Raw genomic sequence first — 24154 nt, 5'->3', positions numbered from 1 at the left:
AGCCACGGCAGAGGGCACTGGTCAGCGCGTGAGTTCACAACGGGCGGCCGTGACCAGCACGTTGTTCCACAACGCCACGTTGTCCGTGTGAACGGCCCGGACCTGCCTCTTCTGGAAGATCTCATTGACCATGAGGTAGAGCATGCTCTTGACGACCGGAGCGTCATTCAGACCTCCGCGCCGGCCACCGTTGAAGGCTGGACGGTACTCCTTGTTCAGGAGGACCTCGCGGGAGTCGCGGTCAAGTTCGAAGAACACGTCCGATGGCAGGTGCGCCCACCGGAAGGTGATGGGGTCCTCGCCCTCAAGCTCGGGGAGTTCATCTCGGAGAGTGCGCTTGAGACGTGGGTCGAGTCCCCGTCCCGCAGGGAGTACTGCCTTGCGCTGCGGCTCAGTCGCGCGCCGGGCCGCCTCCCGGTAGGTCGTCTGGGCGTCCTGGATGAAGGTGCCGAAGCTGGCTCCAAGCCCGTCGGTCGCCTGCTCAAGGCCGCGCGCGAAGGCTGGGGTGACCGTGACCCCGTCCTTCTTGACGGTGAGACTGAAGACATCGTTGGGCTTGGCCGGCAGATCAATGGCAATGCGCGCCAGGGAGAGATGTCCCTCCGGGCTCCGCGTGCTGTTCCAGCCGCCGGCCTGGACGAGCCGGTCGTGCCGGTAGATGTAGAAGCCCTGCCGCTCGGCGAGTGGGCCGATGCCGCGATAGCTGACCAGCGGTGACTTCGGCGGCCAGATGTGGGCGTTCAGCGTTACCTTGCCGACTCCCTCAACCGGCGCGGTGAAGGGGCGCGGGTATCCGGCCCGGCCGGGGACCCGGTACCCGAAAGGGTCGACAGGTTCCACGCCGCGATGGTCCAATTCGTCTTTCGTCCGTGCGTCTTCGACCACGATGTCGATGTTGAAGTCATCGCTGGCGAGGAAGCGGTGGAGATAGAGGCCGAGGTGGGTTTCGAGCCTCTCGATGGCATCGTTCAGATAGCGGTCCGTCTGGCCTGTGGTGACGGTGTCGAAGGCCCGGACGTTGTCCCAGCGAACGATGGTTCCGTGCCACCCGATGATGCCGTCGTAGCGGTCCACGAGGTCCTGGCAGTAACGGGGTTCAACGATGTCGCAGGTGAAGTCTTCCTGGGCCCGGGCGTTCAGCCAGCGGCGCCCGGCCGAAGCGCTCCGCTTGGTGCGGCTGACGACGGTGAGCGAGTCCGCGTGTGACAGAGAGGCTGCTTTCAGGCCGGCGCCGAAGTGCCCGAGCGCACCGTCGCCGTACTCCCGCTGTCCCCCCACCGTCATCGCAGTGTCAAGGGCACCGTCGTCCATGCCTGAACCGTCGTCCACCACGAGAAGGCTGACCAGCCGGTCGTCGTCCCGGAGGAAGCTGATCACCACGTTGCGGGCATCCGCGTCGATGGAGTTGTCGACCAGGTCGGCGATCGCGGCCTCGAAGCTGTATCCCTGGTGGCTGAGCGATTCGACGAAGCGGGCCGCCGGCGGGAGTTTTTTGCTGCCTGCCGTCGGAATCTCGAACTGCCAGTCTTCGGACGGCTGATAAGGCGGCATACGTACGTCCTCGCACACACAGAACGGGCCTGCGTGGGGGAGGGGCGGCCCAGAACGAATAGTTTTTTGTGATCGTATTGCAAAGGTGCGACACGAGGAACTGTTCGGGCGGGTTGCCCACGGAGCGAGACTGCCAGACGTCTATTTCCAGCCACTTGAGGGCACTCTTGCGGCTGACCCAGCATGAATGGCGCGGAACCCAACAGGTTTCCGCGCCATTCACGTTGGCCTGGAGGAGAAGGTCACCCCGCCCCGTGGCACCCCCCATAAGCGTCCCCCGACCCGCACCAGCAGGCCGCCGAGCGGGACGGGGGCCAGGGGAGGGCTCGGCCTCGGGCGGCGAGGGTGGTGGCGTAGAGGGGGAGGAGGTTCGGGTCGGCGGGGGAGGTGGCCTCGGAGGCGGCGAAGGCCTCGTACGAGGGGATGGTGCCGGTGACGATGCCGAGGTTCGCGGTGCCGGCCGCGTGGAGGTCGCGCAGGGCGGTCTCCACGGCGGTCAGGTGGGCCGCGTGGTCGGGGTACTCGGCGGCCAGGGCCGGGTACGCGGCGAGGAGTTCGGCCAGTTCCGGCGCGGGCCAGTGCAGGACGGCGACCGGGAAGGGGCGGGAGAGGGCCGTGCGGTAGACGCCCAGCTCGGCACGGAGGCGGGTGATCTCGGCCTTCAGCTCGCCCGGGTCCGAGGAGCCGAGGGACCAGAGCCGCTTCGGGTCGTGGAGTTCGTCGAGGGGGACCTCGGCCGTGTGCAGGGTGTCGGCGAGCCGGTCCCAGTCGTCGTGTTCCGAGCCGCGCAGCCGGCGGACGCGGTGGCGGCCGGTGAGCAGGGCCTGCGTGGCGTACGGGACTTCCTCGCCCGGCGTCAGCAGCAGGGTCAGCGCGGTCGAGAAGACGTCGTGGGCGGCCTCCAGCTCGTCGTGCGCCTCCAGGGTCTCCGCGGCGATGGTCCACGGAGCCGCCGCGCGGGGGGCCGCGACGCGCAGGCCGTCGATGATCGCGCGGGCCTCGGCCTCGTGCCCGTACTCCCAGAGGTTGGCGGCCTTGAGGGCCTTCACCAGGTGGGGGTCTTCGGCGGGGTCGTCGTCCGCGGTGAGCAGGTCGTCGTAGAGGGTCGCGGCGCGGGCACGCTCGCCGGCGAGTTCCAGGTGGGCCGCGGCCTGGAGGAGCAGCGGTTCGCGGTCCTCCGGGTAACGCAACGCGGTGCGCAGCAGTCGCTCGGCTTCGGTGATGTGCTCGGCAGGCGTGTCGGGGCGCATGTCCCACACGGTACTGCGCGGAGGTGGGCCCGCGGGAGCGACCGGCGAGAGGGGGCGCGGTGCACCAGGACACAGGGGTGCGCGGGTGTACCGACACCACCCGACACCACCCGACACCATCTGAGAGCACCCGAGAGCACCATCGGGCCCCGCGCCCGGTGCTCCCGTGCCGTCGCCCGCGCCCGGCCGGGCGACGGCACGGGAGCACCGGGGGTGGTGGCGGGCGGGGATAAAGTCCCTGGGTGCTGAGAAGACGTCCGCAGGTGTGGTGGTTGCTGGTCCCGTACGTGCTGTACCTGGGGGCGCTGCCCTGGGTGAACCGGGTGGAGCCCGTCGTGTTCGGGCTGCCGTTCCTGTTCGTCTGGATGCTCGGCGCGACGCTGCTGACGCCCGTCGCCGTCTGGCTGACCCGGCGGGGGGACCGCCGGTGAACGCCGCCGTCGCCACCTCCGTCTTCGCCGGCTTCATGGTGCTCACCGTCGTGCTCGGCCTGCTCGCCCTGCGCGGGCGGGGCGGCGGAGGGGGCGGGCTGGCCGAGTGGTCCGTGGGCGGTCGGAGCCTGGGAGCCGTCTTCATCTGGGTGCTGATGGCCGGTGAGGGCTACACCAGCTTCAGCTACCTCGGCGCCGCCGGCTGGGGCTACAACTACGGTGCGCCCGTGCTGTACGTCGTCGCGTACATGTCCTGCGGGTACGCCCTCGGGTACCTGGTCGGCCCCACCCTCTGGGGGTACGCGCGCAAGCACGGCCTGGTCGGCATCACCGACATGGTCGCGCACCGCTTCCGGCGGCCCTGGCTCGGCGCGCTCGTCGCCGTACTCGCCACCGTCTGCCTGCTGCCGTACATCCAGCTCCAGATCACCGGCATGGGCGTGGTCGTCTCGACGATCTCCTACGGCGCGATCAGCCTGAACTGGGCCTACTTCATCGCCTTCGCCGTCGCCACCGGCTTCGTCGTGGTCAGCGGGCTGCGCGGCAGCGCCTGGGTGTCGGTGCTCAAGGACGTCATGGTCATCGGGACCCTCGGCTTCCTCGCGTTCTACGTACCGATCCACTACTTCGACGGGTACGGCCCCTTCCTGGACCGGCTCGTCACCGAGAAGAGCGAGTGGCTGACCTTCCCCGGGCACGGCGACAGCGGGCTGGGCGAGGCGTGGTTCATCAGTACGTCGTTCCTGAACTCGCTCACCGTGGTGATCTTCCCGACCACCGTCGCGGGCTACCTCGGCGCGCGGAACGCGGACGTACTGCGCCGCAACGCCATGTGGCTGCCCGCCTACAACGTCCTCCTCTTCGTCCCGATGCTGCTCGGCATGGCGGCGCTGTTCGTCGTGCCGGGACTGGTCGGGGCGGAGTCGAACCTCGCCCTCTTCAAGCTCGTCACCGACTCGCTGCCCGCCTGGGCGGTCGGCGTCATCGGGGTCGCCGCAGCCCTCTCCTCGATCGTGCCCATGGCCGTGTTCATGCTGGTCATCGGCACGATGTGGGGGCGCAGCGTGCTCTCCCTCGTCCCCCGCATGCGGCAGCGGCAGAAGGGCGCGGCGCAGATCGTGGTCGTGGTGGCCGGCGGGCTCGCGCTGCTCCTCACGTACACCGCGCCCAACACGCTCGTACGGCTCTCGCTCATCTCGTACGAGGGGATGGCGCAGCTGCTCCCGATGGTGCTGCTGGCCCTGGTGTGGCGGCGGCTCACCTTCGCCGGGGCGTTCAGCGGGCTCGTGGTCGGGGCGGTCGTGGTCTGCGTGCTGGTCTTCAACGGCAACGACCCGGTGTGGGGCGTGAACGCGGGGCTCGTCGCCCTGGCTGCGAACCTGGTGGTCGCGCTCGCGGTGACGTACGCCGGGCCGCGCGACCGGGACGACCGGCCGGACGACGAGGTGCTCGCCCGTGACGAGATCGAGCCGGCGGCCGAGGGCGCCGCGGTGTGAGCCGCCACGGGTTCCCGAGCGGTCTCCGACCGGCATGTGGCTGACCGAGGGCTGCCCCAGGGGCATCCGAGGGCCGTCCTTCCGGCGCCCGGTGTGATCCAGGTCATCGTGTATAACGGCTCAAGGGGTCCCTCGCCGGATTCGCGCCGGATTCGCACCTTCGCCTGGCTGGGAAGGCCCCGGACCGGTCGGACCATGGGCCGAACCGCCACCTCGGCGGAGACACACGAGCGCGGAACAGGAGGAGCCATGAGCGAGGCGTACGCGCGCACGATCCCGTACACCGGTCGTCTCGGCGGTTCCTTCGCACGCCTGCTCCGGCCCGCGGGTCTGCTGCTCCTCTTCGTCACCGAGATCCTCCTCACCGAGGGCGGCAGCCTCTCCGCCGCCGTCGCGCTCGCCGCCACCGCGGCCGCGGGCTCCGCGCTCCTCGCCTGTTCGGTGATCAGCGCGCGCTGCGCCGTCACGGTGCCCCGGACACGGGTACGCACCGCGTTGCGGGACCGCGAGCACCGCACGGCGTTCCTGCCGCAGCGGGATCCCGACGCCAAGGGGCGTACCCGCCCCCGTGCACCCGGGCGTGCCCCGACGACGGCCGCCGCGTAGGGCCTCACCGCCCGCCGACACCCTCTGCCGACCCCGGACCCGGGCACGACACCGCGACACTCGCGCACTGCGCGGGCGCGCACCGCGCCCCTGCGACACTCGCGCCCCCGGACACCCGCCGCCCGCCCCGCCTCCGCGGGGAGCCGCCGCGGTCGTCCTGTCGTCCTGCCGGTCCGGTGCGGAGTCCACGCGCCGCCCCGCCGTACCGCCCCGCGCCCGCGCACCCGCGGCGCGCGCGCCGTAACCCACCGGCACACCGGCACGACGAGACCCCTCGGAGGGCTCCCCATGTCCGCGATCATGTCCGCCTTCGCGAGCCTGGTCGGCGCATTCGCCGACCTGCTCCACCCGCTCTTCCAGTCGGCGTCCGCCGCCGCGGCGATCGTCCTGTTCACCGCGCTCGTACGGCTCGCCGTACACCCCCTGTCGCGGGCCGCCGCACGCGGCCAGAAGGCCCGTACCCGCCTCCAGCCGCAGATCGCCGAGCTGCGCAAGAAGCACGCCAAGAACCCCGAGCGCATGCAGAAGGCGCTCATGGAACTGCACAAGGAGGAGCAGGTCTCGCCGCTCTCCGGGTGCTTGCCGAGCCTCTTCCAGATGCCCGCGTTCTTCCTGCTGTACCACCTCTTCTCCAGCGCCCGGATCGGCGGCGACCCCAACGAGCTCCTCGGCCACCAGCTCTTCGGGGCCCCGCTGGGCGAGCGCTGGCACCACGCCCTCGCCGAGGGCGGCCTCTTCGGCGGGCAGGGGCTGGTCTACCTCGGCCTCTTCGTGATCGTCGCGGTCGTGGCCACCTTCAACTACCGGCGTACGAAGCGTCAGATGGCCCTCAACCCGGTGACGCCCACGGCCGGCCCGGACGGCCAGCCGGTACCGGGCATGGGCGCCATGACCAAGGTGATGCCGCTGATGTCGTTCTTCACCCTCTTCACGGTGGGCGTGGTACCGCTCGCGGCGGCCTTGTACGTCGTCACCAGCACCACCTGGACCGCGATCGAAAGGGCCTACCTCTACCGCGACGCCCCGGCCGCCGGAGTGGCGATGGCCCCCGTTGCCTGACCCCGGAAGCAGGGGTTTTCCTGGTATTGCGTGCTTCCGGCCATGTCCAGAGGCTGAACACGTCTTGCCAATTCATCCGATGTCTAGCAGGCTGAACGGGTTTGGTGGGCTGTGATGTGCGCACTCTTCGGCGACTGCCGGAGACCGCGCCGGGAGCGGCCTCACCTCCACCCAGGCATCTCTACCCAGGGAGTGGCACCCGTGAAGTTGCTTCGAGTCGGTACGGCGGGAGCGGAGCGTCCGGCTCTTCTCGCGGAGGACGGAACGCTGCGCGACCTGTCGGAGGTCGTCCCCGACATCGACAGCGCGCTGCTCGCCGACGCGCACGGGCTCGACCGGGTGCGCGCCGCCGCGGCCGACCCCGGCTCGCTGCCCGAGCTCGACCCGGCGGGGCTCCGGACCGGGGCTCCGCTCACCCGGATCGGCAAGATCATCTGCATCGGGCTGAACTATCACGACCACGCGAAGGAGACCGGCGCGGCCATCCCCGCCGAGCCGATCCTCTTCTTCAAGGCGCCCGACACGGTCGTCGGCCCCGAGGACACCGTCCTCGTGCCGCGCCGCAGCGTGAAGACCGACTGGGAGGTCGAGCTCGCGGTCGTCATCGGCCGCACCGCCCGCTACCTCGACTCCGCCGAGGAGGGCCTGGCGCACGTCGCCGGGTACGCCGTCGCCCACGACGTCTCCGAGCGCGAGTTCCAGACCGAGCGCGGCGGCACCTGGGACAAGGGCAAGAACTGCGAGACCTTCAACCCGCTCGGCCCGTGGTTCGTGACCGCGGACGAGATCGCGGACCCGCAGGCGCTGCCGATGAAGCTCTGGGTCAACGGCGAGCTGAAGCAGGACGGCACCACGGCCGAGCAGATCTTCCCGGTCGGCGAGGTCGTGCGCTACCTCAGCCAGTTCATGACCCTCTACCCGGGCGACATCATCAACACCGGCACCCCGGCCGGCGTCGCGATGGGCCAACCGGACCCGAAGCCGTACCTCCGCGCCGGCGATGTCGTCGAGTTGGAGATCGAGGGGCTGGGACGCCAGCGCCAGGTGTTCAAGGACGCGTAGAAGGGCTGCCGGACCGGGGGCACCGGTCCGGCACGCCGCTTTCCTCTCTGTCGCGGCTTTGACCGACGGCGGAGAGCGCACCCGGTGGGGGCGCGGCGCCCCGGCGGGGAAGCGGCGGCGGAGGAGGCGCGAATCGCCCTTGTTGGCCGGTCTGGAGGTGCCGTAGCATCGGCCCGGCCTGTTGCCGACACGTCGAGGGTTGCGCATGCCGGACATTGAACGAAGATCTTCGAACGGCATCCGGTCGCATCTTGTGCCTCATTCCGATATTCGTACCGGGTTTTCGGATTTCGGGCAGCGCCACAACAACTACCCCCTCCACTCCGCGCGCAGGGGGACCACGTGAAGCGTGCCGGGCAATCGAGCGGAGCGGTCTTCGTCGCCCTCCCGGATCTCCCTGGTGATCGTCTTCTGCGCGCGATGCTCCAGGAGAATTTCGCGGAAGTGCGGGTGGCCACCGACAGGGAATCGGCCGTCGCCGAGATGATGGCCTGGGGCACCGATCTGTCCGCACTGATCATCGGTGTAAAGGAGCGGATAGACGAACGAGTTCTTGATTCCTTGCCTGCCCTCCGGGTCATCGGATCCGTCGGAACGGGTACGGACCACCTGGACCTGGCCGTTCTCGGGCAACGCGGCGTGCGGGTCGTGACCACACCAGGCGTCAACGCCGTTTCGGTGGCCGAACACGCGATGATGATGATTCTCGCCTTGGCGAAGTGCGCCCTGTCCGGACACGCGGCCGTGCTCGCGGGCACCGACCGGGCAGGTCTGCTGGACGTTCCGATCGAGCTGCGCGGGCGCCGTGCCGGAATCCTGGGTGCCGGTGCCACGGCACGTGCCCTGTTGCCACTGCTGACCGCGTTCGGTGTCGAGCCGACGTTCTGGACCCGCGAGCCGGTCCGGCATCAGGACCTTCCGCAAGCCTCCCTGGAGCAGGTGTTCCGTCAGAGCCAGGTCCTCAGCATCCATCTTCCGCTGACCGGCGACACCCGGAGCCTGATCGGTCCCGAACTGCTTCGCCTGCTGCCGAAGGGCGCGCTCGTCGTCAATACGGCGAGGAAGGAGATCCTCGATCTGGCGCGGCTGCCGGAGCTTCTCGAAGAGCGCCCCGATCTCCGGCTGGCCGTCGACGACTTCGGTCTGGCGGCCGACGGCACGGCTGCCCTGCTCGCGCCCACGGGGCTGCTCAGCCCGCACACGGCCGGCGTCACGGCCGAATCGCTCCAGGCAATGCAGGAAAGAGCGGTGAGGGAGACGGTCGCCCTCGCACGTGCCGCTGCAGGCTGATTCCCTCTGACGAAGGAGAAAGCGGATGTCCTGGCTGGATCAGACGAATTCCGTACTCGGCGTGATCGGTTTCGCCCTCACGATCGTGACCTTGGTCAAAGTGCAGTCCGTACACCGGGCCCAGAGTGAGGAACGAGCCTTGCTGCGAAGGCTCTACGGCACGGAATCGCTGGCAGGGCACCTGAGATCGGCGGCGTCGTTCCTTCGGCAGGGTGAACAGGACGCGAGGAATCTTGCCGAAGAGTTAGTGAGAATGTGCGGACAGATAGAGGGGATCAGTCGGGCTTTGGATTCCATGAATCGAATTCGTGGCGGGACGCCGGAGAGCCGGAGCGTGGTTCGGCTGGTCGAACGCGGCTACTACACACCACCCTTCTACGCGCGCGTGGTCAACGATGCACAGAGCAATGCCGACTTCTTGATGTACCGGAACCTGCAGATCGCCAACGTGGATATTCTCCAGGCGATGGAACGCGCGGCCAAGCGCGGCGTACACATCCGCATCCTGGCCATCTCCTCCGAGTCGACCGACGGCGTGCTCGAACAGGCGGCGATGGTGCTGCCGTGGCCGCAGGTTCCCCCGGACACCCTGCGGCGGCAACTTGCGGAGTCGGAGGACCGCATCCGGAGCGTGGTCGCGGGCTGGCCCACGCGGGCCCGTCGGAACTTCGAGTACCGCGGCTACGTGATCGCCCCTAACATGCACTTCGCGAGGATGGACGGCACCGTCATGCAGGGCTTCGTCGGCACCCTGTCGCCCGCGCAGCCCGACCAACTGGACGACCGCGGTTACGTGGAGCTGCCTCGAGACCGTGAGCCCGGGGCGACGCTCTCGCGCCACTTCGAAGAACTCTGGGCGCAGAGCGCCGCTCACGTGGTGCTCGAAGTGTGACGTCGCGACCGGGTCGGAAGCGTCCGGAGGGCAGCACGACCGCGTGTGCGGCCGTGCTGCCCTCCAGGTATGCGGTGCGGATGTGATTCGGCTCTCAGGCTTCCAGCGTCGCCAGGAACTCCTCCAGGCCCTGGACGACCAGGGCGTGGTCCTCGGCCTGCGGGAGGCCCGAGACGGTCACGGTGCCGATGACGCCCGCGCCCTCGACGGTGATCGGGAACGAGCCGCCGTGCGCGGCGTACGTGCCCAGCGGCAGGCGCGAGGAGTCCTCGAAGGTGGTGCCCTTCGCGCGGAAGCGGGTGCCCACCAGGAAGGAGCTCTCGCCGTAGCGCTCCACGACCTTGCGCTTGCGGTCGATCCAGCCGTCGTTGTCGGCGCTGGAACCCGGCAACGCGACGTGGAACAGCTGCTGCGGGCCGCGCCGGATGTCGATGGCGACCGGGGCGTTGCGCTCCCGGGCCAGCCGGACGAGCAGGGTGCCGAGGGCGTAGGCGTCCTCGTACCCGAAGCGGGGCAGGGTCAGCCGGCGCTCCTGGGCGAGCAGCTCGGAGACCGTGGGGGCGTCGGGGCGCGTGCTCATGCCCGGGCCCCCTCGGCGCTCGGCGTGCCGGCGGACTGCGCGGGGTGGGCGCCCGGCTGCGGGACCAGGGTGACGGAGGTGCCCTCCTGGGCGGAGCGGCGGGCCGCCTCCAGGACGTCGAGGGCGGCGGCCGCCTCCAGGGCGGTGACCGGGTTCTCACCGGTGCCGCGCAGCGCGGCGGCGACGCCGGCGTAGTACGCCGGGTAGTCGCCGGGCAGGGTACGGACCGGGACACCGCCGCCGGTCAGCGGCGACTCGCCCGAGCCGAGCCGGCCCCAGAGGCCCTCGGACTCCTCGCCCCACGGCTCCTGGCCGGTGCCGGGACGGTGCCCCTCGCGGAGTGCCGCCTCCTGCGGGTCCAGGCCGTACTTCACGTAACCGGCCTTCTGGCCCAGCACCCGGAAGCGCGGGCCGAGCTGGGCGGTGGTGGCGCTGGCGTACAGGTGCGAGCGGACACCGTTCGCGTGGGTGATCGCGATGAAGGTGTCGTCGTCGGTCTCCGCGGCGGGGCGGCGGGCGTCCGACTCGGCGTACACCTGCACGGCGGGGCCGAAGAGGACCAGTGCCTGGTCGACGATGTGGCTTCCCAGGTCGTAGAGGAGCCCGCCGATCTCCTGCGGGTCGCCGGACTCGCGCCAGCCGCCCTTCAGCTGCGGGCGCCACCGCTCGAACCGGGACTCGAAGCGCTGCACCTCGCCGAGGTCGCCGTCGGCCATCAGCCGGGCGATCGTCAGGAAGTCGTTGTCCCAGCGGCGGTTCTGGAAGACCGAGAGCAGCAGCCCGCTCTCCTCGGCGAGCGCGGCCAGCTCGCGGGCCTCGGCGGCGGTGCCGGCGATCGGCTTGTCGACGACGACCGGCAGACCGGCCGCCAGCGCGGCCTTGGCGACCGGCACGTGCGTCTTGTTCGGAGTCGCGATGACGACGAGGTCGAGCTCGTCGGCGCGCGCCCACAGCTCTTCGGGGGAGCCGGCGAAGCGGACGTCGGGGAACTCGGCGCGGGCCTGCGCACGGCGCTCCTCGTTCGACGTCACGACCGTGTCGAGCACCAGGCCCTCGGTCGCCGCGATCAGCGGGGCGTGGAAGACGGAGCCCGCCAGGCCGTAGCCGACGAGCGCGACGCGGAGGGGATCGGTGGAAGTCATGCTCCCCACTTAAGCAACGCTGTTGCCAAAGTGCAAGCGGTGGCCACAATGGGGTGGTGAACACCAGCGATACCAGCGATCCCCGGAGCGTCACCGGCGTCGGCGCGCGCAACGGCCCGGGGGTCAACCTCCCGGCCCTGCGCCACCACAACGCCGCCCTCGTGCTCGATCTGCTGCGCGGCGCGGGCGCCGACGGCATCAGCAGGCTGGAACTGGCCGAGCGCACCGGGCTCACCCCGCAGGCCGTCAGCAAGATCACCGCCCGGCTGCGCGCGGAGGGCCTCGCCGCCGAGGCGGGCCGCCGCGCCTCCACCGGCGGCAAGCCGCGCACGGTGCTCCGGCTCGTCCCGGACGCCCGGTACGCGGTCGGCCTCCACCTGGACCGGGACGAACTGACCGCCGTCCTCGTCGACCTCGCCGGTACCCCGGTCGCGGTCCGTAGCGCACCGCTCGACTTCGGCGCCCCGGCGGCCGACGTGGTCGCGGGCGCGGCGGACGCGGTCGCGGAGGTGAGCGCCGCGGCGGCGGCAGCGCCGGAAAACAGCCCCGCCGTGCTCGGCGTGGGCGTGGCCGTCCCCGGCCCGCTCGACCACCGCGACGGGGTGCTGCACCGGGTCACCGGTTTCCCGCAGTGGGACGGCTTCCCGCTCCGCGAGGCCCTCGCCGCCCGCACCGGCCTGCCGGTCTCCGTGGACAAGGACACCAACGCCGCCGCCCTCGGCCTCGCTCTGCGCGACCCGGGCGAGGGCGACTTCGCCTACCTCCACCTCGGTACGGGCCTGGGCGCCGGCCTCGTCCTCGGCGGCGCGCTGCACCGGGGCGCGCGCACCGGCGCGGGCGAGTTCGGGCACCAGACCCTGCAACTGGACGGCCCGCCCTGCGGCTGCGGCGGACGCGGCTGCATCGAGGCGCTCTGCCTGGCGGCGGTGGACCGGGGCGACGTCGCCGAGGCCGCCCGGGTCCTGGGCGCGGGGGCCGCCAACCTCGTCGCCCTGCTCGACATCGACCGGGTGGTGCTGGGCGGGCGTACGGTCGCGGCGCACGAGGACGCCTACGTACGAGGCGTACGCGCCGTGATCGAGGAGCGCGCCCGGCGCGAGGGCGCGGGGACGCCCGTACCGGTCGCCGTCGCGGGCGGCGGCGACCACCCGGTCGCCGAGGGCGCGGCCCACCTGGTCCTCGGCCCGCTCTTCGGGCGGACGGCCGAGTGACGGACGGCCGAGTGACGGACGGTCGGGTGATGGGCCCGCAGGGCGGCGGGTGGCGGGCGACCGGGCGGCGGGTGGCGGGCGCCCGGGTGGCGGTGGCCGGGTAACGGGAGTGCCGCCGGGAGGGTGGTCCTCCGGCATGTCGGTGCGATGTCCGTACGTGTGCGTGGAAGCGTCTTCGCCGACACGCCGGTGGTTCCTCCGCACCGGTCGTCCGCGAGCTGCGAAGGGTGCCTCCCATGCCCCCCAGACCTCCCGCACGACTGCGAGCTCTCGCACGACTACGACTACGACGACGAGCGCGGCCACCCGTACGACTGCGCGACGGTCGTGCGCTCACCTCCCTCGGCCTGGCGGCCGGGATCGCCGTACCGGGCGCCCTGCTCGGTGGCCCGCAGACCTCGGCCGCCGAACACGCCACCGCCGAACACTCCGCCGTCGGACATTCGGCCGCGGGGCACTCGGCCGCGGGGCACTCGGCCGCCGCGGACGTCCTCGCGGACCAGCAGCCCGCCTGCGGCGACCAGGGCGCCAAGGACTTCCCGATCGACACCCGTATCCACGGCGGTCCCGACACCTACGCCTCCGGTGGCGGATACGGGATCTGGTACCTCGACCTCGTCAACACCACCTCGCAGTCCTGCCGCGCCCTGCACCCCGTACTCGTCCTGACCGACCAGGACCGCAGGCTGACGCCGGACCAGATCCAGCTCGCGTACGCGGAGCGCGCCGGTACGCAAGCGGACCCGGGCATCGAACACCGGGTCAGCTGGGAGACCACCGACCGGAACGAACAGATCGGGGTCTTCGGCAGCGGGGAGGCGGGCGACGACTTCGAGGGCTTCACGGTCCCCGCCGGACGTACGGTCACCGTCCGGGTCCGGATGGCCTTCACCTCCGACACCCGCCCCGGGAAGGTCGTGGCCAACGCCGCCGTCGTACAGCGCCACCGCGCCGCACCCGGCGGACGGACCGGCGGACGGACCGGCGGACGGACCGGCGGGGGCGGTGACGGTGACTGGGTCGGGGAGTCGGAGGACTACCCGTTCTCCATCGTCGAGGGGGACATGGAGGGCGGCACCGACCTCCTGTTCCCCGCCGGAGTGTCGGATTCCGGCGAGTCCGCGGCCTCCGAGGCGGAAGAGGCCAACGAGGCAGAAGGGGCTGACGAGGTGGAAGAGGCCGAAGAGGCCGACGCGGGAGCCGGGTCCCGCACCGGGGCGGAGGGGGGCATCCCCGGCACGGACACCGCCACCGTCCCCGGCCGGAGCGCGCACCCGGACGGCGGTACGAGCGCGGCCCCCGACGCCGGGACGGGCAGCACGGGCGGGACACGTGCGCCGGGCTCCGATCCGCGTACCGGCACCGGCGCCGCCCCCGACTCCTCGGCCGGCCCCCGCGTACCGGCCATCCCGCCGGGCGGCACCGGCGTTCCGCGCGACGCGGCCGGAAACCCGCTCCCCGAACTCGCCCGCACCGGCCGCACCGGCCGTGCGGAGGCCCTCCGTACCGGTGCGGTGGCCGTCGCACTGCTGCTCGGCGGTACGGCCGCGCTGCTCCTGGCCCGCCGGATGCGGCGCGGTCCCGGCCGGCCCACCTGAGGCGCGGCACCCCCGCCCCCGAGCCCCGTGCTCCCGCTCCCGCGCTCCGACCGGCCCTGATCCCTCGGACATCCGCCTCGTCCACGTGATCGATCCGGGTCACCTTTCGGCCTAAACTCGGGGCGTCGGCGCTGCACACCGCGGTGCCGCCGGCGTCCAGCACCCCGGTGCACCGTGCGTACGGCAGGAGTCCGTGTGATGGCAGAGCGCAAGCCGATCGAGTCCTGGCTGACCGACATGGACGGGGTCCTCATCCACGAGGGAACGCCCATCCCCGGCGCGGACGCGTTCATCAAACGGCTGCGGGAGTCGGGGAAGCCCTTCCTCGTCCTCACCAACAACTCCATCTACACCGCCCGCGACCTGCACGCCCGGCTCAGCCGCATGGGCCTGGACGTCCCGGTCGAGAACATCTGGACCTCCGCCCTGGCGACCGCGCGGTTCCTCGACGACCAGCGCCCCGGCGGCACGGCGTACGTCATCGGCGAGGCGGGTCTGACCACCGCGCTGCACGACATCGGGTACGTCCTCACCGACCACGACCCCGACTACGTGGTGCTCGGCGAGACCCGTACGTACAGCTTCGAGGCGCTGACCAAGGCGATCCGGCTGATCAACGCGGGCGCCCGCTTCATCTGCACCAACCCGGACGAGACCGGTCCGTCCGCCGAGGGCCCGCTGCCGGCCACCGGTTCCGTCGCGGCCCTGATCACCAAGGCCACCGGCAAGGAGCCGTACTTCGCCGGCAAGCCCAACCCGCTGATGATGCGGACCGGGCTCAACGCCATCGGCGCCCACTCCGAGACCAGCGCGATGATCGGCGACCGGATGGACACCGACGTGCTGGCCGGCCTGGAGGCCGGGATGGAGACGTTCCTGGTGCTCACGGGGCTCACCACCACCGCCGACATCGACCGGTACCCCTTCCGCCCGTCCAACGTGGTCGACTCCATCGCGAACCTGGTCGACCTGGTCTGACGCTCCCGGCCGGTCCCCGGGCCGTCGCCCGACCGGGCGACAGCGGATGCGGGAAACGGGCGTACGGGTGAACCTTCCCTCAGGAGGTTCACGATGCGTTCACTGCCCCTCACCATCTGTGCTACCGCGGCGGTCGCCGCGATATCCGTCTCCGCGCCCGCCGCTTCTGCCGTCCAGAGCGACGGAGGCACCCTCAGGGTGACCCCGTCCACCACCGCCCCGGGCGGCGAGGTCGAGCTCTGGTCCGACGTCGCCTGCGGCAAGGGCGGCAAGGGCGGCAAGGGCAAGGAGGCCGTCGGCGAATCCGAGGCATTCGTCGTCCCGGTGCGGTTCGCCCCCGCCGACGGGAAGGGCCTGCGGGCCGGTGCCCGGGTCCGGTACGACGCCGAGGCCGGCCGGTACGACGTCACCATCCGCTGCGAGGGCAGGGACGGCACGGGCGGCAGGGCCACCGCCACGCTCACCGTCGTGCACCATGCCCGGCCCACCCCGGTCGCCCCGGTACGGGCGGGCGGCGGAGGCACCGCAGTCCTCGCCACCGGGGCCACCGGGGCCACGGAGGCCGTGGAGACCGGCGAGTCCGACGGGCCGGGCATCCGCCACGTGGTGGCCGGCCTCGCGCTCGCCGCCGTCGCCGCTGCCACCGCGGCCTTCCGCGGCGCGCGCCGCCGCCGTCCGGCCGTGGACTGACGTGTCCGCCCCCGCCCGCCCGGCAGGAACCGGGCGGCTGCTCACCGGGGTGGTGTGGGCCGTGCTGCTGCTGGGCCTCTGGCTCTGGGGCCGCGACGCCGACGCGGGGCCCGGCGGCAGTTCGGCGCCCACCACCGGCGACGTCGCTGCGGTCGGCCGCCCCCTCGGGATGCCGCTGCCCCCGGCACACGATCCGCTGGACGGTTCGCCGCCGCGCGCGGTCGAGATCCCGTCCGTCGGCATCGACGCCCCCGTCGTCGGACGCGGTCTGGACCGCGAGGGAGCCGTCGACCCGCCCCCGTTCGAAGCCCCGGGGACGGTCGGCTGGTACGACGGCGGCGCCGAACCCGGCACCGAAGGGGCCGCGATCATGGTCGGCCACGTCGACACGGAGACGAAGCCCGCCGTCTTCTACGGCCTGAGCGCGACCCGGCCCGGCGCCGAGATCCGGGTGACCCGGGCCGACGGGACGGTCGCCGAGTTCACCGTGGACGACGTGCAGGTCTTCACCCGGGACCGCTTCGACGCGCGCAAAGCCTACGGGCAGCGCCGCGACGGCCGGGCGGAACTCCGGCTGATCACCTGCGGCGGCGCGTACGACGAGGCGGCGCACGCCTACACCGCCAACGTCGTCGTCTCCGCCTACCTCACGGGCGAGGACTCCGAGGACTGACCGATGCCCGCGCCACCCCCGCGCCACCGACGGACGCGTGGTGGCCGTGTCCCGCACCGCGCGACCGGGCGGACGGCCACTGTCACGCGCTGCGGAGGCGGGTGGCCGGACGGGTGGGTCGCGCCGTTCATTGCCTCAAAATGAGCGGTCTCCGGGGCGTTTCATCCTGCTAGCGTTCACCCCCCACTCATGGGCATCAGTCATACCGGGGGCAACGGCAGGGCATGGACATACCCGAGAAACCGGAGACCGGGCGGCAACAGCCCCCGCCTCCGTCGGCGACGAGCGCGTCCGGCGGCGATCGGCCCTGGCGCAACCCGCTCCCGCCCGTGCCACGGACACCCCCGAACCTGGCGGGCGGAGTGGACATGCGGGTCGGCAAACAGGTGCTGTGGGTGGGCACCGCCGCCTACCCGCTGAAGAACATCACACGGGTGTACAGCTTCCTGCTCACTCCTCAGCGCGGTGCCGCGACCGTGCTCTTCCTCAAACGCCTCGGAATCATCCTGGGCGTGTGCTTGGTACTGGTGCTTCTCAACGGACTGGCCGGCATCGGCGGCGGCAGCCAGGGAGGCGGTCTCGGGGGACTCATCGGGGTCGCCACCACGGCGGGGCTGATCTACTGCTTCGTGATGTGGATGGGAGTCATGACCGCAGCCTCCCACTGGGTGCTGGCGGTCGAGACGGCCGGCGCGTCGACAGCGCTGGTGACCAGCCAGAACGTCGAGCACCTTCACCAACTCGTCGGCTACGTGGTGAACGCGATCGAGAACCCCGAAATCGAGTTCCAGGTGAGGGTCGAGACACTTTCGGTCAACCCCAAAAACTACCATTTCGGCGACAACGTCAATATGTACGGCGGATCCGACAACGTGGGGATTGCGAAGTCATGAGCGGCGACCACTACTACTTCGGTGATGGCGACAACGTCCACATGCACGGCGGCACCAACAACATCGGAATCGTGAAGAAGACGGAACCGGCCGCCCTGAGCCCCGAACTGCGGGTTGCCATGGCGGGGTTGACCGAACAGTTGGTGCTCCTGCGGGCGGAGGTCTCGCCGTTGGGCGCGCGGATGATCGACGAAGCCCTGCCGGTGCTCGTTCCCGATGCCGCGATCGAGCCACGGGCCCGCGAGAGCGCCCTGATGGCCGTGGCCGGTGTCGCGGCGACCGCCGGGACGCTGGGCGAGCCGATCCTGCGAGCGGTGAACGGGATCCTTCAGCTCCTGGGTGTGGGGTGACGCACCTCGACGGCGCGGGGGAGAACGCTCCCACTCACGCCTTCGCACCCCGGCCTCGTCCGGTGGCTTCCCGCCGGGAGCCGCCGGGCGGGGCCGCCTCCGTGTGGGCCATGCACTTTTTCGCGTACCGGGCGGTCCCGCCACCGGTCAGGAGGTGTTCCGGGGCCCCCGTGCGGGGAGAATCACCAGGGCGCTCCGTTACGTTCTGTCGGCGGAGAGTCACGGTCCGGTGTGGTGCGTGCAGGCCGCGCGACTCCGGCCGGCGCGCCCGCGGCCGCGCGGGGACGTGAAGAGATGTCGCGCGGATGCGTGAAGAGATACGAGAGGTGGGAGCGAGCCCCGCGGCGTGTGCGGGGCAGGGGCGGACGTCCCGGCGGAGCCGGGTAACGAACAAGGCCCCCTCACGTGAAGTGAGAGGGCCTTGACTCTGCGTGCGCCGCCAGGGACTCGAACCCCGGACCCGCTGATTAAGAGTCAGCTGCTCTAACCAACTGAGCTAGCGGCGCCTGCTGACCTGGAGAACATTACCGGATTCCGCAGCATGCTCCTGACCATTTTCCATGACGCCACGCCCTGTCGCATGGTCGTTTTTTCTCTTTGATCCGTCAAAATGCGATTTGTCATGAGAGTTGAGGCGCCGGCGCCCGCCATGAACCGCCTCAAAAAATCTTGACGAGTCCGGAGGGGAATCGACATGACCGTCCCGGTCTTCCAGGAGTACGAACCCGCCGCCGACTGCGGCTGCGCAGGCTGCGCCCTCCAGCGCCGCACGGCCGCGGCCCGGAGCCTGCCGCCCCGGCTGGGGGGCCATCCGGCCGCGCACGGGGCGCGCCGTGCGCTGGTGCTCGCCACGGCCGCCGGGGTGGTCCTCTCCGCCGGCGCGGCCGAGGCGGTCGCCCCGGCCGGCCACGCCACCGGGCCCGTCCGCGCCGACGGCACGGCCGGCCCCGGGCCCGCCGCCCCGCAGGGGCAGGCCGGACCGCTGATGGGCGGCGCCCCGGGCCCGCCCACCGGGACCGCCGCGGACGAACCCCTGGCCCTGCGGACCACCACCCGCGCCGAGATCATCTCCCGCGCCAAGACCTGGGTGGCCGCGAAGGTGCCGTACGACATGGAGAAGTACTGGTCGGACGGGTACCGCCAGGACTGCTCCGGCTACGTCTCGATGGCCTGGGGCCTGCGCGGCAACGAGTGGACCGGCAGTCTGTCCTCGTACGGCACGCGGATCGCGCGCGCCCAGCTGGAACCGGGCGACATCCTGCTCTTCCACAACCCGGCCGACCCCAACAAGGGCTCGCACGTCACGATCTTCGGCGGCTGGACCAACAGCGCGCACACCCAGTACATGGCGTACGAGCAGACGCCCCCGGCCGCCCGGAAGAAGACCACGCCCCTCGCGTACTGGAGCAACTCCGACCGGTACCAGGCCTACCGCTACAAGGGGCTCACCGGCGGTTCCGGGGGCGCCTCGTCGGCGGGTTACCCGGGCGCCGCCGCGTTCGGGCCGGGGGCCCGCAACGCCCATGTGACCCGGCTCGGCCACATGCTGGTGGCGCGGGGCGGGAAACGTTTCTACGCCAGGGGCCCCGGCCCCTCCTGGAGCGAGGCGGACCGGCGTGCCACCCGGGCGTTCCAGCGGGCGCAGGGGTGGCGGGGGGCGAACGCGGACGGCCTGCCCGGCCCGGACACCTGGCGCCGGCTCGTCGACGGCACCGGGAAGGACATCCCGGCGGCCGGTGCGGGAGGCAGGCCGAGGGCGGTCCCGCCGTTCCCCGGACGGGCGTATTTCAAGCCAGGTCAGTCGAACGCCCATGTCGAGCGGCTCGGCCGGCAGTTGGTGAAGAAGGGGTACGGGCGGCACTACGTGTCGGGGCCGGGACGCCGCTGGACCGAGGCGGACCGGCGCAACGTGGAGGCGTTCCAGCGGGCCCAGGGCTGGCGCGGCGGTGTGGCGGACGGCTACCCGGGGCCGGACACCTGGCGGCGGCTCTTCTCCTGAAGGGGCCGGGGGCCGCGCGGCGGATCGGTGGACCGGTGGACCGGCGATCCGGCGGTGCGGCGGCCCGGCGGATCGGCAGCTCCGGAACGCCGGAGTGCGGAAAGGGAACGGTGGGGCGTGTACGGAGACGAGGAAGACGGCGTGGGGTCGGGGCGCGGTGCGGGAGACGGCGCCGACCCGGGCCGGGGGCCGGGCCCGGCCGGGGGCGGCGGGCCGGGGGAGGAGGGGCCCTGCGTGGACGTGGTGCTGGAATTCGAGCACGGTGAGCACGGCGACGCCGAGACCTCCTCGATGCACACGGTTTCGGCCATGGTCTCGGTGCCCCCGGGAGGGGCCGGCGACGCGCCCGCGCCTCTCGGCGACGCGCCCGCGCCTCTCGGCGACGCGCCCGCGCCTCCCGGGGAAGCGTCGGCGCCTCCCGGGGACGCGTCGGCCGAGGACGCGCCCACCGGCGAACGATCCCCCGGTGATACCGCCGCCGGGGAGGTGCCCGCTCCTGCTGCCGGCGGATTCCGCGAGGAGCAGCGACGGGACGCCGGCCGCCGTCGGCCGGTCATCGCCAACGAGGCCACCGCGTCGATCCCGGTGCACCTGCTCTTCCGCGACGAACCCCGCGAACCCCGTGACCCCCGTGACCCCCGCGAACCCCGCGAACCCCGCGCCCCCGGCGACCGGACCGGACCCCTGCCGCGCGCGGGCTCCGGCGCACCGGACCCGTACGCGGACCCGTACGCACCGGACCCGTACGCGGACCCGTACGCGGACCCGTTCGCACCGGACCCGTACGGGCCGCCGGGCGGTTCCGCCTGGGGCGGGGGTGCCGCCTCGCTGCCGGTCGCCGTCGCCCGCCACGCGCTGCCCGCCGACCGCGCCGGTGCGGGGGTGCGGCGCCCGCCCGTACCCCGCTCGCCGCAGGTCGATCCGCCGACCCGGCCCGCGCCCGTCGCCGATCCCCGGCTGCGCGAGCGCCCCGGACCGGCCCTGCCCGGCTGGGTGGCCGTGCTCACCGGGATCGCCGGCTGCGCCGCCGCGTCGGTCGTCCTCTGGTGGGCGGGCGCGCTGCCGGGGACGGCGCAGACCCGGCTCGGCATCGGGCCACGCCCGTACGAGGGCATCGGCATCGGAGTCTGGGCGGTGCTCGCGGTGCTGGTGACCGTGGTGCTCTTCGCGTTCGGGGGCCTCGGGCGCGGGCGGGTCGGATACGCCCTGGTGCTGACCCTCTTCGGCGACTACCGGGGGAGTGTCCGGCGTACCGGGCTCTTCTGGGTCTCCCCGCTGCTGCTCCGGCGCCGCACCGACGTACGGCTGCGGCACTGGCGGAGCGAGCCGATGCCCGCCGTGGACGCGACCGGTACGGCGCTGCGGGTCACCGTCCTGGTCGTCTGGCGGGTCGAGGACACCGTCCGGGCGGTCCTGGGCGTCGCGGACCACGAGGAGTACCTGCGGGAACAGGTCGAGGCGGCGATGGCCCGGGTCCTCTCGCAGCTTCCCGCCGACGCCTTCCACGAGGACGCCCCGACGCTGCGGAACGCCGAGGCGGTCGGGGACGCGCTGACGCGGATGCTGAAGGCGGACTGCGCACCGGTCGGCGTGGAGGTGTACTCGGCGCAGCCGACCGGCATCGAGTACGCCCCCGAGGTCGCGGCGGCCATGCAGCGACGCCGGGTCGCGGCGCTCGACGCCAGGCACCGGGACAGCGTCCTGACCTCCGTGGTGGACGCGGTCGACGACACCGTCAACCGGCTCACCACGCGCGGGCTCGTCGCTCTCGACGACTATGAACGCAAGTCCCTGGTGAGGGACTTGACGGTTGCCTTCTATACCGGGCGGGGTGGGGGCGAAGGGATCTGAGGGGCCGGCGGGGGCGGAGCGGCGGGGCAGCATAGCGAAACGGAATGCCGTCACGCAGTGGTCTGGACATGTTCACGGCACGTCAATACTGTGGAACTTGGTCTAGACCGCACGACCGCGCGCTTCATGAGCAGTGCTCACCGAAAGTTCCCATGTCCCTGAGGAGCGAAGCATGCGTAAGAGGGCAAGCGCGGCCGTGGTCGGCCTGGCGATCCTGGGCGCTTCGGCGCTCGCCACCAGCAGCGCCAGCAGCCACGGCTACACCGACAACCCCATCAGCCGGCAGAAGCTCTGTGCCAACGGCACGGTCACCAACTGCGGCAACATCCAGTGGGAGCCGCAGAGCGTCGAGGGCCCGAAGGGCTTCCCGTCCGCGGGTCCGGCGGACGGGGCGATCTGCTCCGCCAACCACAGCGAGTTCGCGCAGCTCGACGACCCGCGCGGCGGCAACTGGCCCACCACGCAGGTCACCGGCGGCCAGTCGTTCAACTTCCGCTGGCAGTTCACCGCCCGTCACTCCACGACGGACTTCCGGTACTACATCACCAAGCAGGGCTGGGACCCCACGAAGCCGCTCACCCGGGCCTCGCTGGACTCGCAGCCGTTCCTGACGGTGCCGTACAACAACCAGCAGCCGCCGGCCACCCTGACCCAGACCGGCACCATCCCCAGCGGGAAGACCGGCCACCACATCATCCTGGCGGTGTGGACGATCGCGGACACCGCGAACGCGTTCTACTCCTGCTCGGACGTGAAGTTCTGATCCCCGTGCCGGCAGGCGGGCGCTCGACGGCCCCCGTACCGGCACGGGTGCGCTGCGCGCCGGTCCCAGAGACGCCGGCGTGAGCAGGACGGGGTACGCGACCGGCGACGGCCGGACGTGATGCCCCCACGATGAAGCGCGGCCGTTCGGGCGGGACGGCCGAGCCCACGGAACACGATCGGCAGCAGGCAGCACAACGCAGTGGGGCGGTCTCCGTGTCGGAGACCGCCCCACTGTCGTGTCGTGCGCCGCCAGGGACTCGAACCCCGGACCCGCTGATTAAGAGTCAGCTGCTCTAACCAACTGAGCTAGCGGCGCCTGCTGACTCGAAAATAATACCTGGTCCCCAGGGGTGCTGAGGACACCCCTCGTCGGGACCGCCCCGGAGGGGGGTGGGGCGGGTGTGGCGGGCGGGGTGCGGGGAGCCCGGGCGCTGGGGCGCGGGCGCCTCCGTCGGATGCGCGCCCTGCCCGGCTGCCGGCGCCTCGGGGGCGCGCTCCCTGCCGCCCGCTGCCCGCTGCCCGCTGCCCGCTTCCTGCGGTTCCCTTCCGCCCGCCGCCCGCCGCCCGCCGCCCGCCCCCTGTCACGCGTCGGCCACCGCTGCCGCCTGCCCGTCGGCCGCGGAATCGCGCCGCTCGAACCGATGCGCGTCAGCCAAAGTAAGTTTCTTACGTAAGTGATCTTTCTTTTTGCGCTCATTCTTGTCACGCTGACTCCGTGATGAATCGAAGGATCTCCGAAGTCGCCGCGTACGCGGGCGTCAGCACGGCCACCGTCGGGCGCGTCCTCAACGGACGCACGGGCGTGTCCGCTCCCACCCGCGAGGCGGTGCTGGCCGCCCTGGACGTGTGCGGGATCGAGCGGCCGGTGGGGCTGCGGGGCGAGCGGGCGGCGCTGATCGGCCTCGTGGTGCCCGATCTCCAGAACCCCGTCTTCTCCGCGTTCTCCGAGGCCCTGTGCGTGCTGCTGGACCGGCGGGGGCTCATCCCCGTGCTGTGCACCCACAGCCAGGACGGGGTCTCGGAGGCGCACTACATCGAGATGCTGCTGCGGCAGAACATCGGCGGGATCGTCTTCGTGGGCGCCAGCTACGCCGACGCCGGACCGGAGCACGGCCGGGTGCTGCGGGAGCGCGGAATCCCGATGGTGCTGGTCAACGCGGCGGACGAGAACTCCGGGGTGGCCCAGGTGCGGGTGGACGACGCGCTCGCCGCCGAACAGGCGCTCGCGCATCTCGCCGCGCTCGGGCACGAGCGGATCGGGATGGTCCTGGGGCCCGGCGGACACGTCCCTTCGGCCCGGAAGCTCGCGGGTTTCGCGGCCTTCTGCGGCCGCCGGGGCGTAGCGCCGGAGGAGTGGCGGCGGCTGGTCGCGTACGCCCTGTTCACCATGGAGGGCGGGGCCACCGCGCTGCCCCGGCTGCTGGCCGAGGGGGTCACCGGAGTCGTTTGCGCGAGCGACGCGCTGGCCCTCGGGGTCATCCGCGGGGCCCGTCGGCAGGGGCTGCGGGTGCCCGAGGACCTGTCGGTCGTCGGCTTCGACGATTCCCCGTTCATGGTGGCCACGGACCCACCGCTGACCACCGCGCGGCAGCCCGTCCAGGCCATGGCGGCGGCGGCCGTGGCCGCACTGGTGGGGCAGATCGAGGGGCGTGCGGATGCGAACGACCTCCTGATGTTCGACACCGAGCTGATCGTGCGCGGCTCGACGGCCGGCCGCCCCCGCTGAGCCCTTCCGCCGAGGGGCGCGGGTGGCGGCGAGCCGTCCCCGGGCCCCTCGCACGCCCCTC

At 72.1% G+C, this 24154-nt stretch carries 21 protein-coding genes, 2 tRNA genes and 1 pseudogene; 18 read left to right on the top strand and 6 right to left on the bottom strand.

The features are described from left to right. Window positions 1-21: 21 nt before the first annotated feature. Together OHA55_RS09755 and OHA55_RS09750 are read right to left on the bottom strand one after the other, a co-directional pair. The gene (locus OHA55_RS09755) at window positions 22-1551 is read right to left on the bottom strand and encodes an ATP-binding protein (protein WP_266704783.1); all 1530 of its coding nucleotides are present in this window, start codon (window positions 1549-1551) and stop codon (window positions 22-24) included. A 242-nt stretch (window positions 1552-1793) separates the two neighbouring features. Beyond that, window positions 1794-2801, bottom strand: coding sequence for an SEC-C domain-containing protein (locus OHA55_RS09750; RefSeq protein ID WP_266704781.1), 1008 nt, complete (start codon window positions 2799-2801; stop codon window positions 1794-1796). 272 nt (window positions 2802-3073) lie between these two features. Between OHA55_RS09750 and OHA55_RS09745 the strand changes: the two genes are divergently transcribed. The 7 genes from OHA55_RS09745 (at window position 3074) to OHA55_RS09715 (ending at window position 9637) form a co-directional block, all read left to right on the top strand. Next, the gene (locus OHA55_RS09745; RefSeq protein WP_323180469.1) at window positions 3074-3232 is read left to right on the top strand and encodes a DUF3311 domain-containing protein; all 159 of its coding nucleotides are present in this window, start codon (window positions 3074-3076) and stop codon (window positions 3230-3232) included. Beyond that, window positions 3229-4728 carry a sodium:solute symporter gene (locus tag OHA55_RS09740; RefSeq protein WP_266704777.1) on the top strand — a complete coding sequence of 500 codons (1500 nt, stop codon included), beginning with the start codon at window positions 3229-3231 and terminating at the stop codon, window positions 4726-4728. Before OHA55_RS09745 ends, OHA55_RS09740 begins: the two co-directional genes overlap by 4 nt. Before the next feature lie 249 nt (window positions 4729-4977). After that, window positions 4978-5334 (top strand): DUF6412 domain-containing protein, encoded by a 357-nt coding sequence (locus tag OHA55_RS09735; RefSeq protein WP_266704775.1) that lies wholly within the window; start codon window positions 4978-4980, stop codon window positions 5332-5334. 288 nt (window positions 5335-5622) lie between these two features. Beyond that, window positions 5623-6393 (top strand): YidC/Oxa1 family membrane protein insertase, encoded by a 771-nt coding sequence (locus tag OHA55_RS09730; RefSeq protein WP_266704773.1) that lies wholly within the window; start codon window positions 5623-5625, stop codon window positions 6391-6393. A 201-nt stretch (window positions 6394-6594) separates the two neighbouring features. Next, on the top strand, window positions 6595-7455 hold the full coding sequence (locus tag OHA55_RS09725; RefSeq protein WP_266704771.1) for a fumarylacetoacetate hydrolase family protein: 861 nt from the start codon (window positions 6595-6597) through the stop codon (window positions 7453-7455). Window positions 7456-7875: 420 nt separating this feature from the next. Continuing rightward, window positions 7876-8745 (top strand): NAD(P)-dependent oxidoreductase, encoded by an 870-nt coding sequence (locus OHA55_RS09720; protein WP_266704769.1) that lies wholly within the window; start codon window positions 7876-7878, stop codon window positions 8743-8745. 25 nt (window positions 8746-8770) lie between these two features. Beyond that, on the top strand, window positions 8771-9637 hold the full coding sequence (locus tag OHA55_RS09715) for a hypothetical protein (protein ID WP_266704767.1): 867 nt from the start codon (window positions 8771-8773) through the stop codon (window positions 9635-9637). A gap of 94 nt (window positions 9638-9731) precedes the next feature. On the opposite strand, the gene OHA55_RS09710 is transcribed toward OHA55_RS09715, so the two are convergent. Together OHA55_RS09710 and OHA55_RS09705 are read right to left on the bottom strand one after the other, a co-directional pair. Then, entirely contained in the window at window positions 9732-10217 is a 486-nt protein-coding gene (locus OHA55_RS09710; RefSeq protein ID WP_266704765.1) for a heme-degrading domain-containing protein, read from the bottom strand. Next, window positions 10214-11359: a Gfo/Idh/MocA family oxidoreductase gene (locus tag OHA55_RS09705; RefSeq protein ID WP_266704763.1), complete on the bottom strand. Its 1146-nt coding sequence runs from the start codon at window positions 11357-11359 to the stop codon at window positions 10214-10216. The genes OHA55_RS09710 and OHA55_RS09705 overlap by 4 nt, the downstream gene beginning before the upstream one ends. A 137-nt stretch (window positions 11360-11496) precedes the next feature. On the opposite strand from OHA55_RS09705, the gene OHA55_RS09700 reads away from it, so the two are divergent. The 7 genes from OHA55_RS09700 (at window position 11497) to OHA55_RS09670 (ending at window position 17752) form a co-directional block, all read left to right on the top strand. Then, entirely contained in the window at window positions 11497-12570 is a 1074-nt protein-coding gene (locus tag OHA55_RS09700; protein ID WP_266710506.1) for an ROK family transcriptional regulator, read from the top strand. Between the two features lie 236 nt (window positions 12571-12806). Continuing rightward, window positions 12807-14168 (top strand): peptidase, encoded by a 1362-nt coding sequence (locus tag OHA55_RS09695; RefSeq protein ID WP_266704761.1) that lies wholly within the window; start codon window positions 12807-12809, stop codon window positions 14166-14168. A gap of 198 nt (window positions 14169-14366) precedes the next feature. After that, complete coding sequence (locus tag OHA55_RS09690; RefSeq protein WP_266704759.1) at window positions 14367-15146, top strand: HAD-IIA family hydrolase; 780 nt, start codon at window positions 14367-14369, stop codon at window positions 15144-15146. Window positions 15147-15239: 93 nt separating this feature from the next. Beyond that, window positions 15240-15836: a hypothetical protein gene (locus OHA55_RS09685; protein ID WP_266704757.1), complete on the top strand. Its 597-nt coding sequence runs from the start codon at window positions 15240-15242 to the stop codon at window positions 15834-15836. A gap of 1 nt (window position 15837) precedes the next feature. Continuing rightward, on the top strand, window positions 15838-16509 hold the full coding sequence (locus tag OHA55_RS09680) for a class F sortase (RefSeq protein WP_266704755.1): 672 nt from the start codon (window positions 15838-15840) through the stop codon (window positions 16507-16509). A gap of 368 nt (window positions 16510-16877) precedes the next feature. Beyond that, complete coding sequence (locus tag OHA55_RS09675) at window positions 16878-17402, top strand: DUF6232 family protein (RefSeq protein WP_266704753.1); 525 nt, start codon at window positions 16878-16880, stop codon at window positions 17400-17402. Continuing rightward, window positions 17399-17752, top strand: coding sequence for a hypothetical protein (locus OHA55_RS09670; protein WP_266704751.1), 354 nt, complete (start codon window positions 17399-17401; stop codon window positions 17750-17752). The genes OHA55_RS09675 and OHA55_RS09670 overlap by 4 nt, the downstream gene beginning before the upstream one ends. 432 nt (window positions 17753-18184) lie before the next feature. On the opposite strand, the gene OHA55_RS09665 is transcribed toward OHA55_RS09670, so the two are convergent. Beyond that, a tRNA-Lys gene (locus tag OHA55_RS09665) sits at window positions 18185-18258 on the bottom strand. A gap of 188 nt (window positions 18259-18446) precedes the next feature. On the opposite strand from OHA55_RS09665, the gene OHA55_RS09660 reads away from it, so the two are divergent. The 3 genes and pseudogenes from OHA55_RS09660 to OHA55_RS09650 all read left to right on the top strand — a co-directional run bounded on the left by OHA55_RS09660 (window position 18447) and on the right by OHA55_RS09650 (window position 22365). Continuing rightward, window positions 18447-19751: a peptidoglycan-binding protein gene (locus OHA55_RS09660; protein WP_266704749.1), complete on the top strand. Its 1305-nt coding sequence runs from the start codon at window positions 18447-18449 to the stop codon at window positions 19749-19751. Window positions 19752-20288: 537 nt separating this feature from the next. After that, window positions 20289-21602, top strand: a pseudogene (locus OHA55_RS09655) (SPFH domain-containing protein); the annotation flags it as partial. 172 nt (window positions 21603-21774) lie between these two features. After that, window positions 21775-22365 carry a lytic polysaccharide monooxygenase gene (locus OHA55_RS09650; protein WP_266704747.1) on the top strand — a complete coding sequence of 197 codons (591 nt, stop codon included), beginning with the start codon at window positions 21775-21777 and terminating at the stop codon, window positions 22363-22365. A 244-nt stretch (window positions 22366-22609) separates the two neighbouring features. Here the strand turns inward: OHA55_RS09650 and OHA55_RS09645 are convergent. After that, window positions 22610-22683: transfer RNA gene (locus OHA55_RS09645), tRNA-Lys, on the bottom strand. Between the two features lie 402 nt (window positions 22684-23085). On the opposite strand from OHA55_RS09645, the gene OHA55_RS09640 reads away from it, so the two are divergent. Continuing rightward, complete coding sequence (locus OHA55_RS09640) at window positions 23086-24093, top strand: LacI family DNA-binding transcriptional regulator (RefSeq protein WP_266710504.1); 1008 nt, start codon at window positions 23086-23088, stop codon at window positions 24091-24093. The last annotated feature ends 61 nt before the right edge of the window (window positions 24094-24154 follow it).

This window comes from Streptomyces sp. NBC_00102, from assembly GCF_026343115.1.
Lineage (GTDB): Bacteria > Actinomycetota > Actinomycetes > Streptomycetales > Streptomycetaceae > Streptomyces.
Note: the sequence above shows the minus strand (reverse complement) of the source record. Positions and strands in the feature narration are given on the sequence as shown.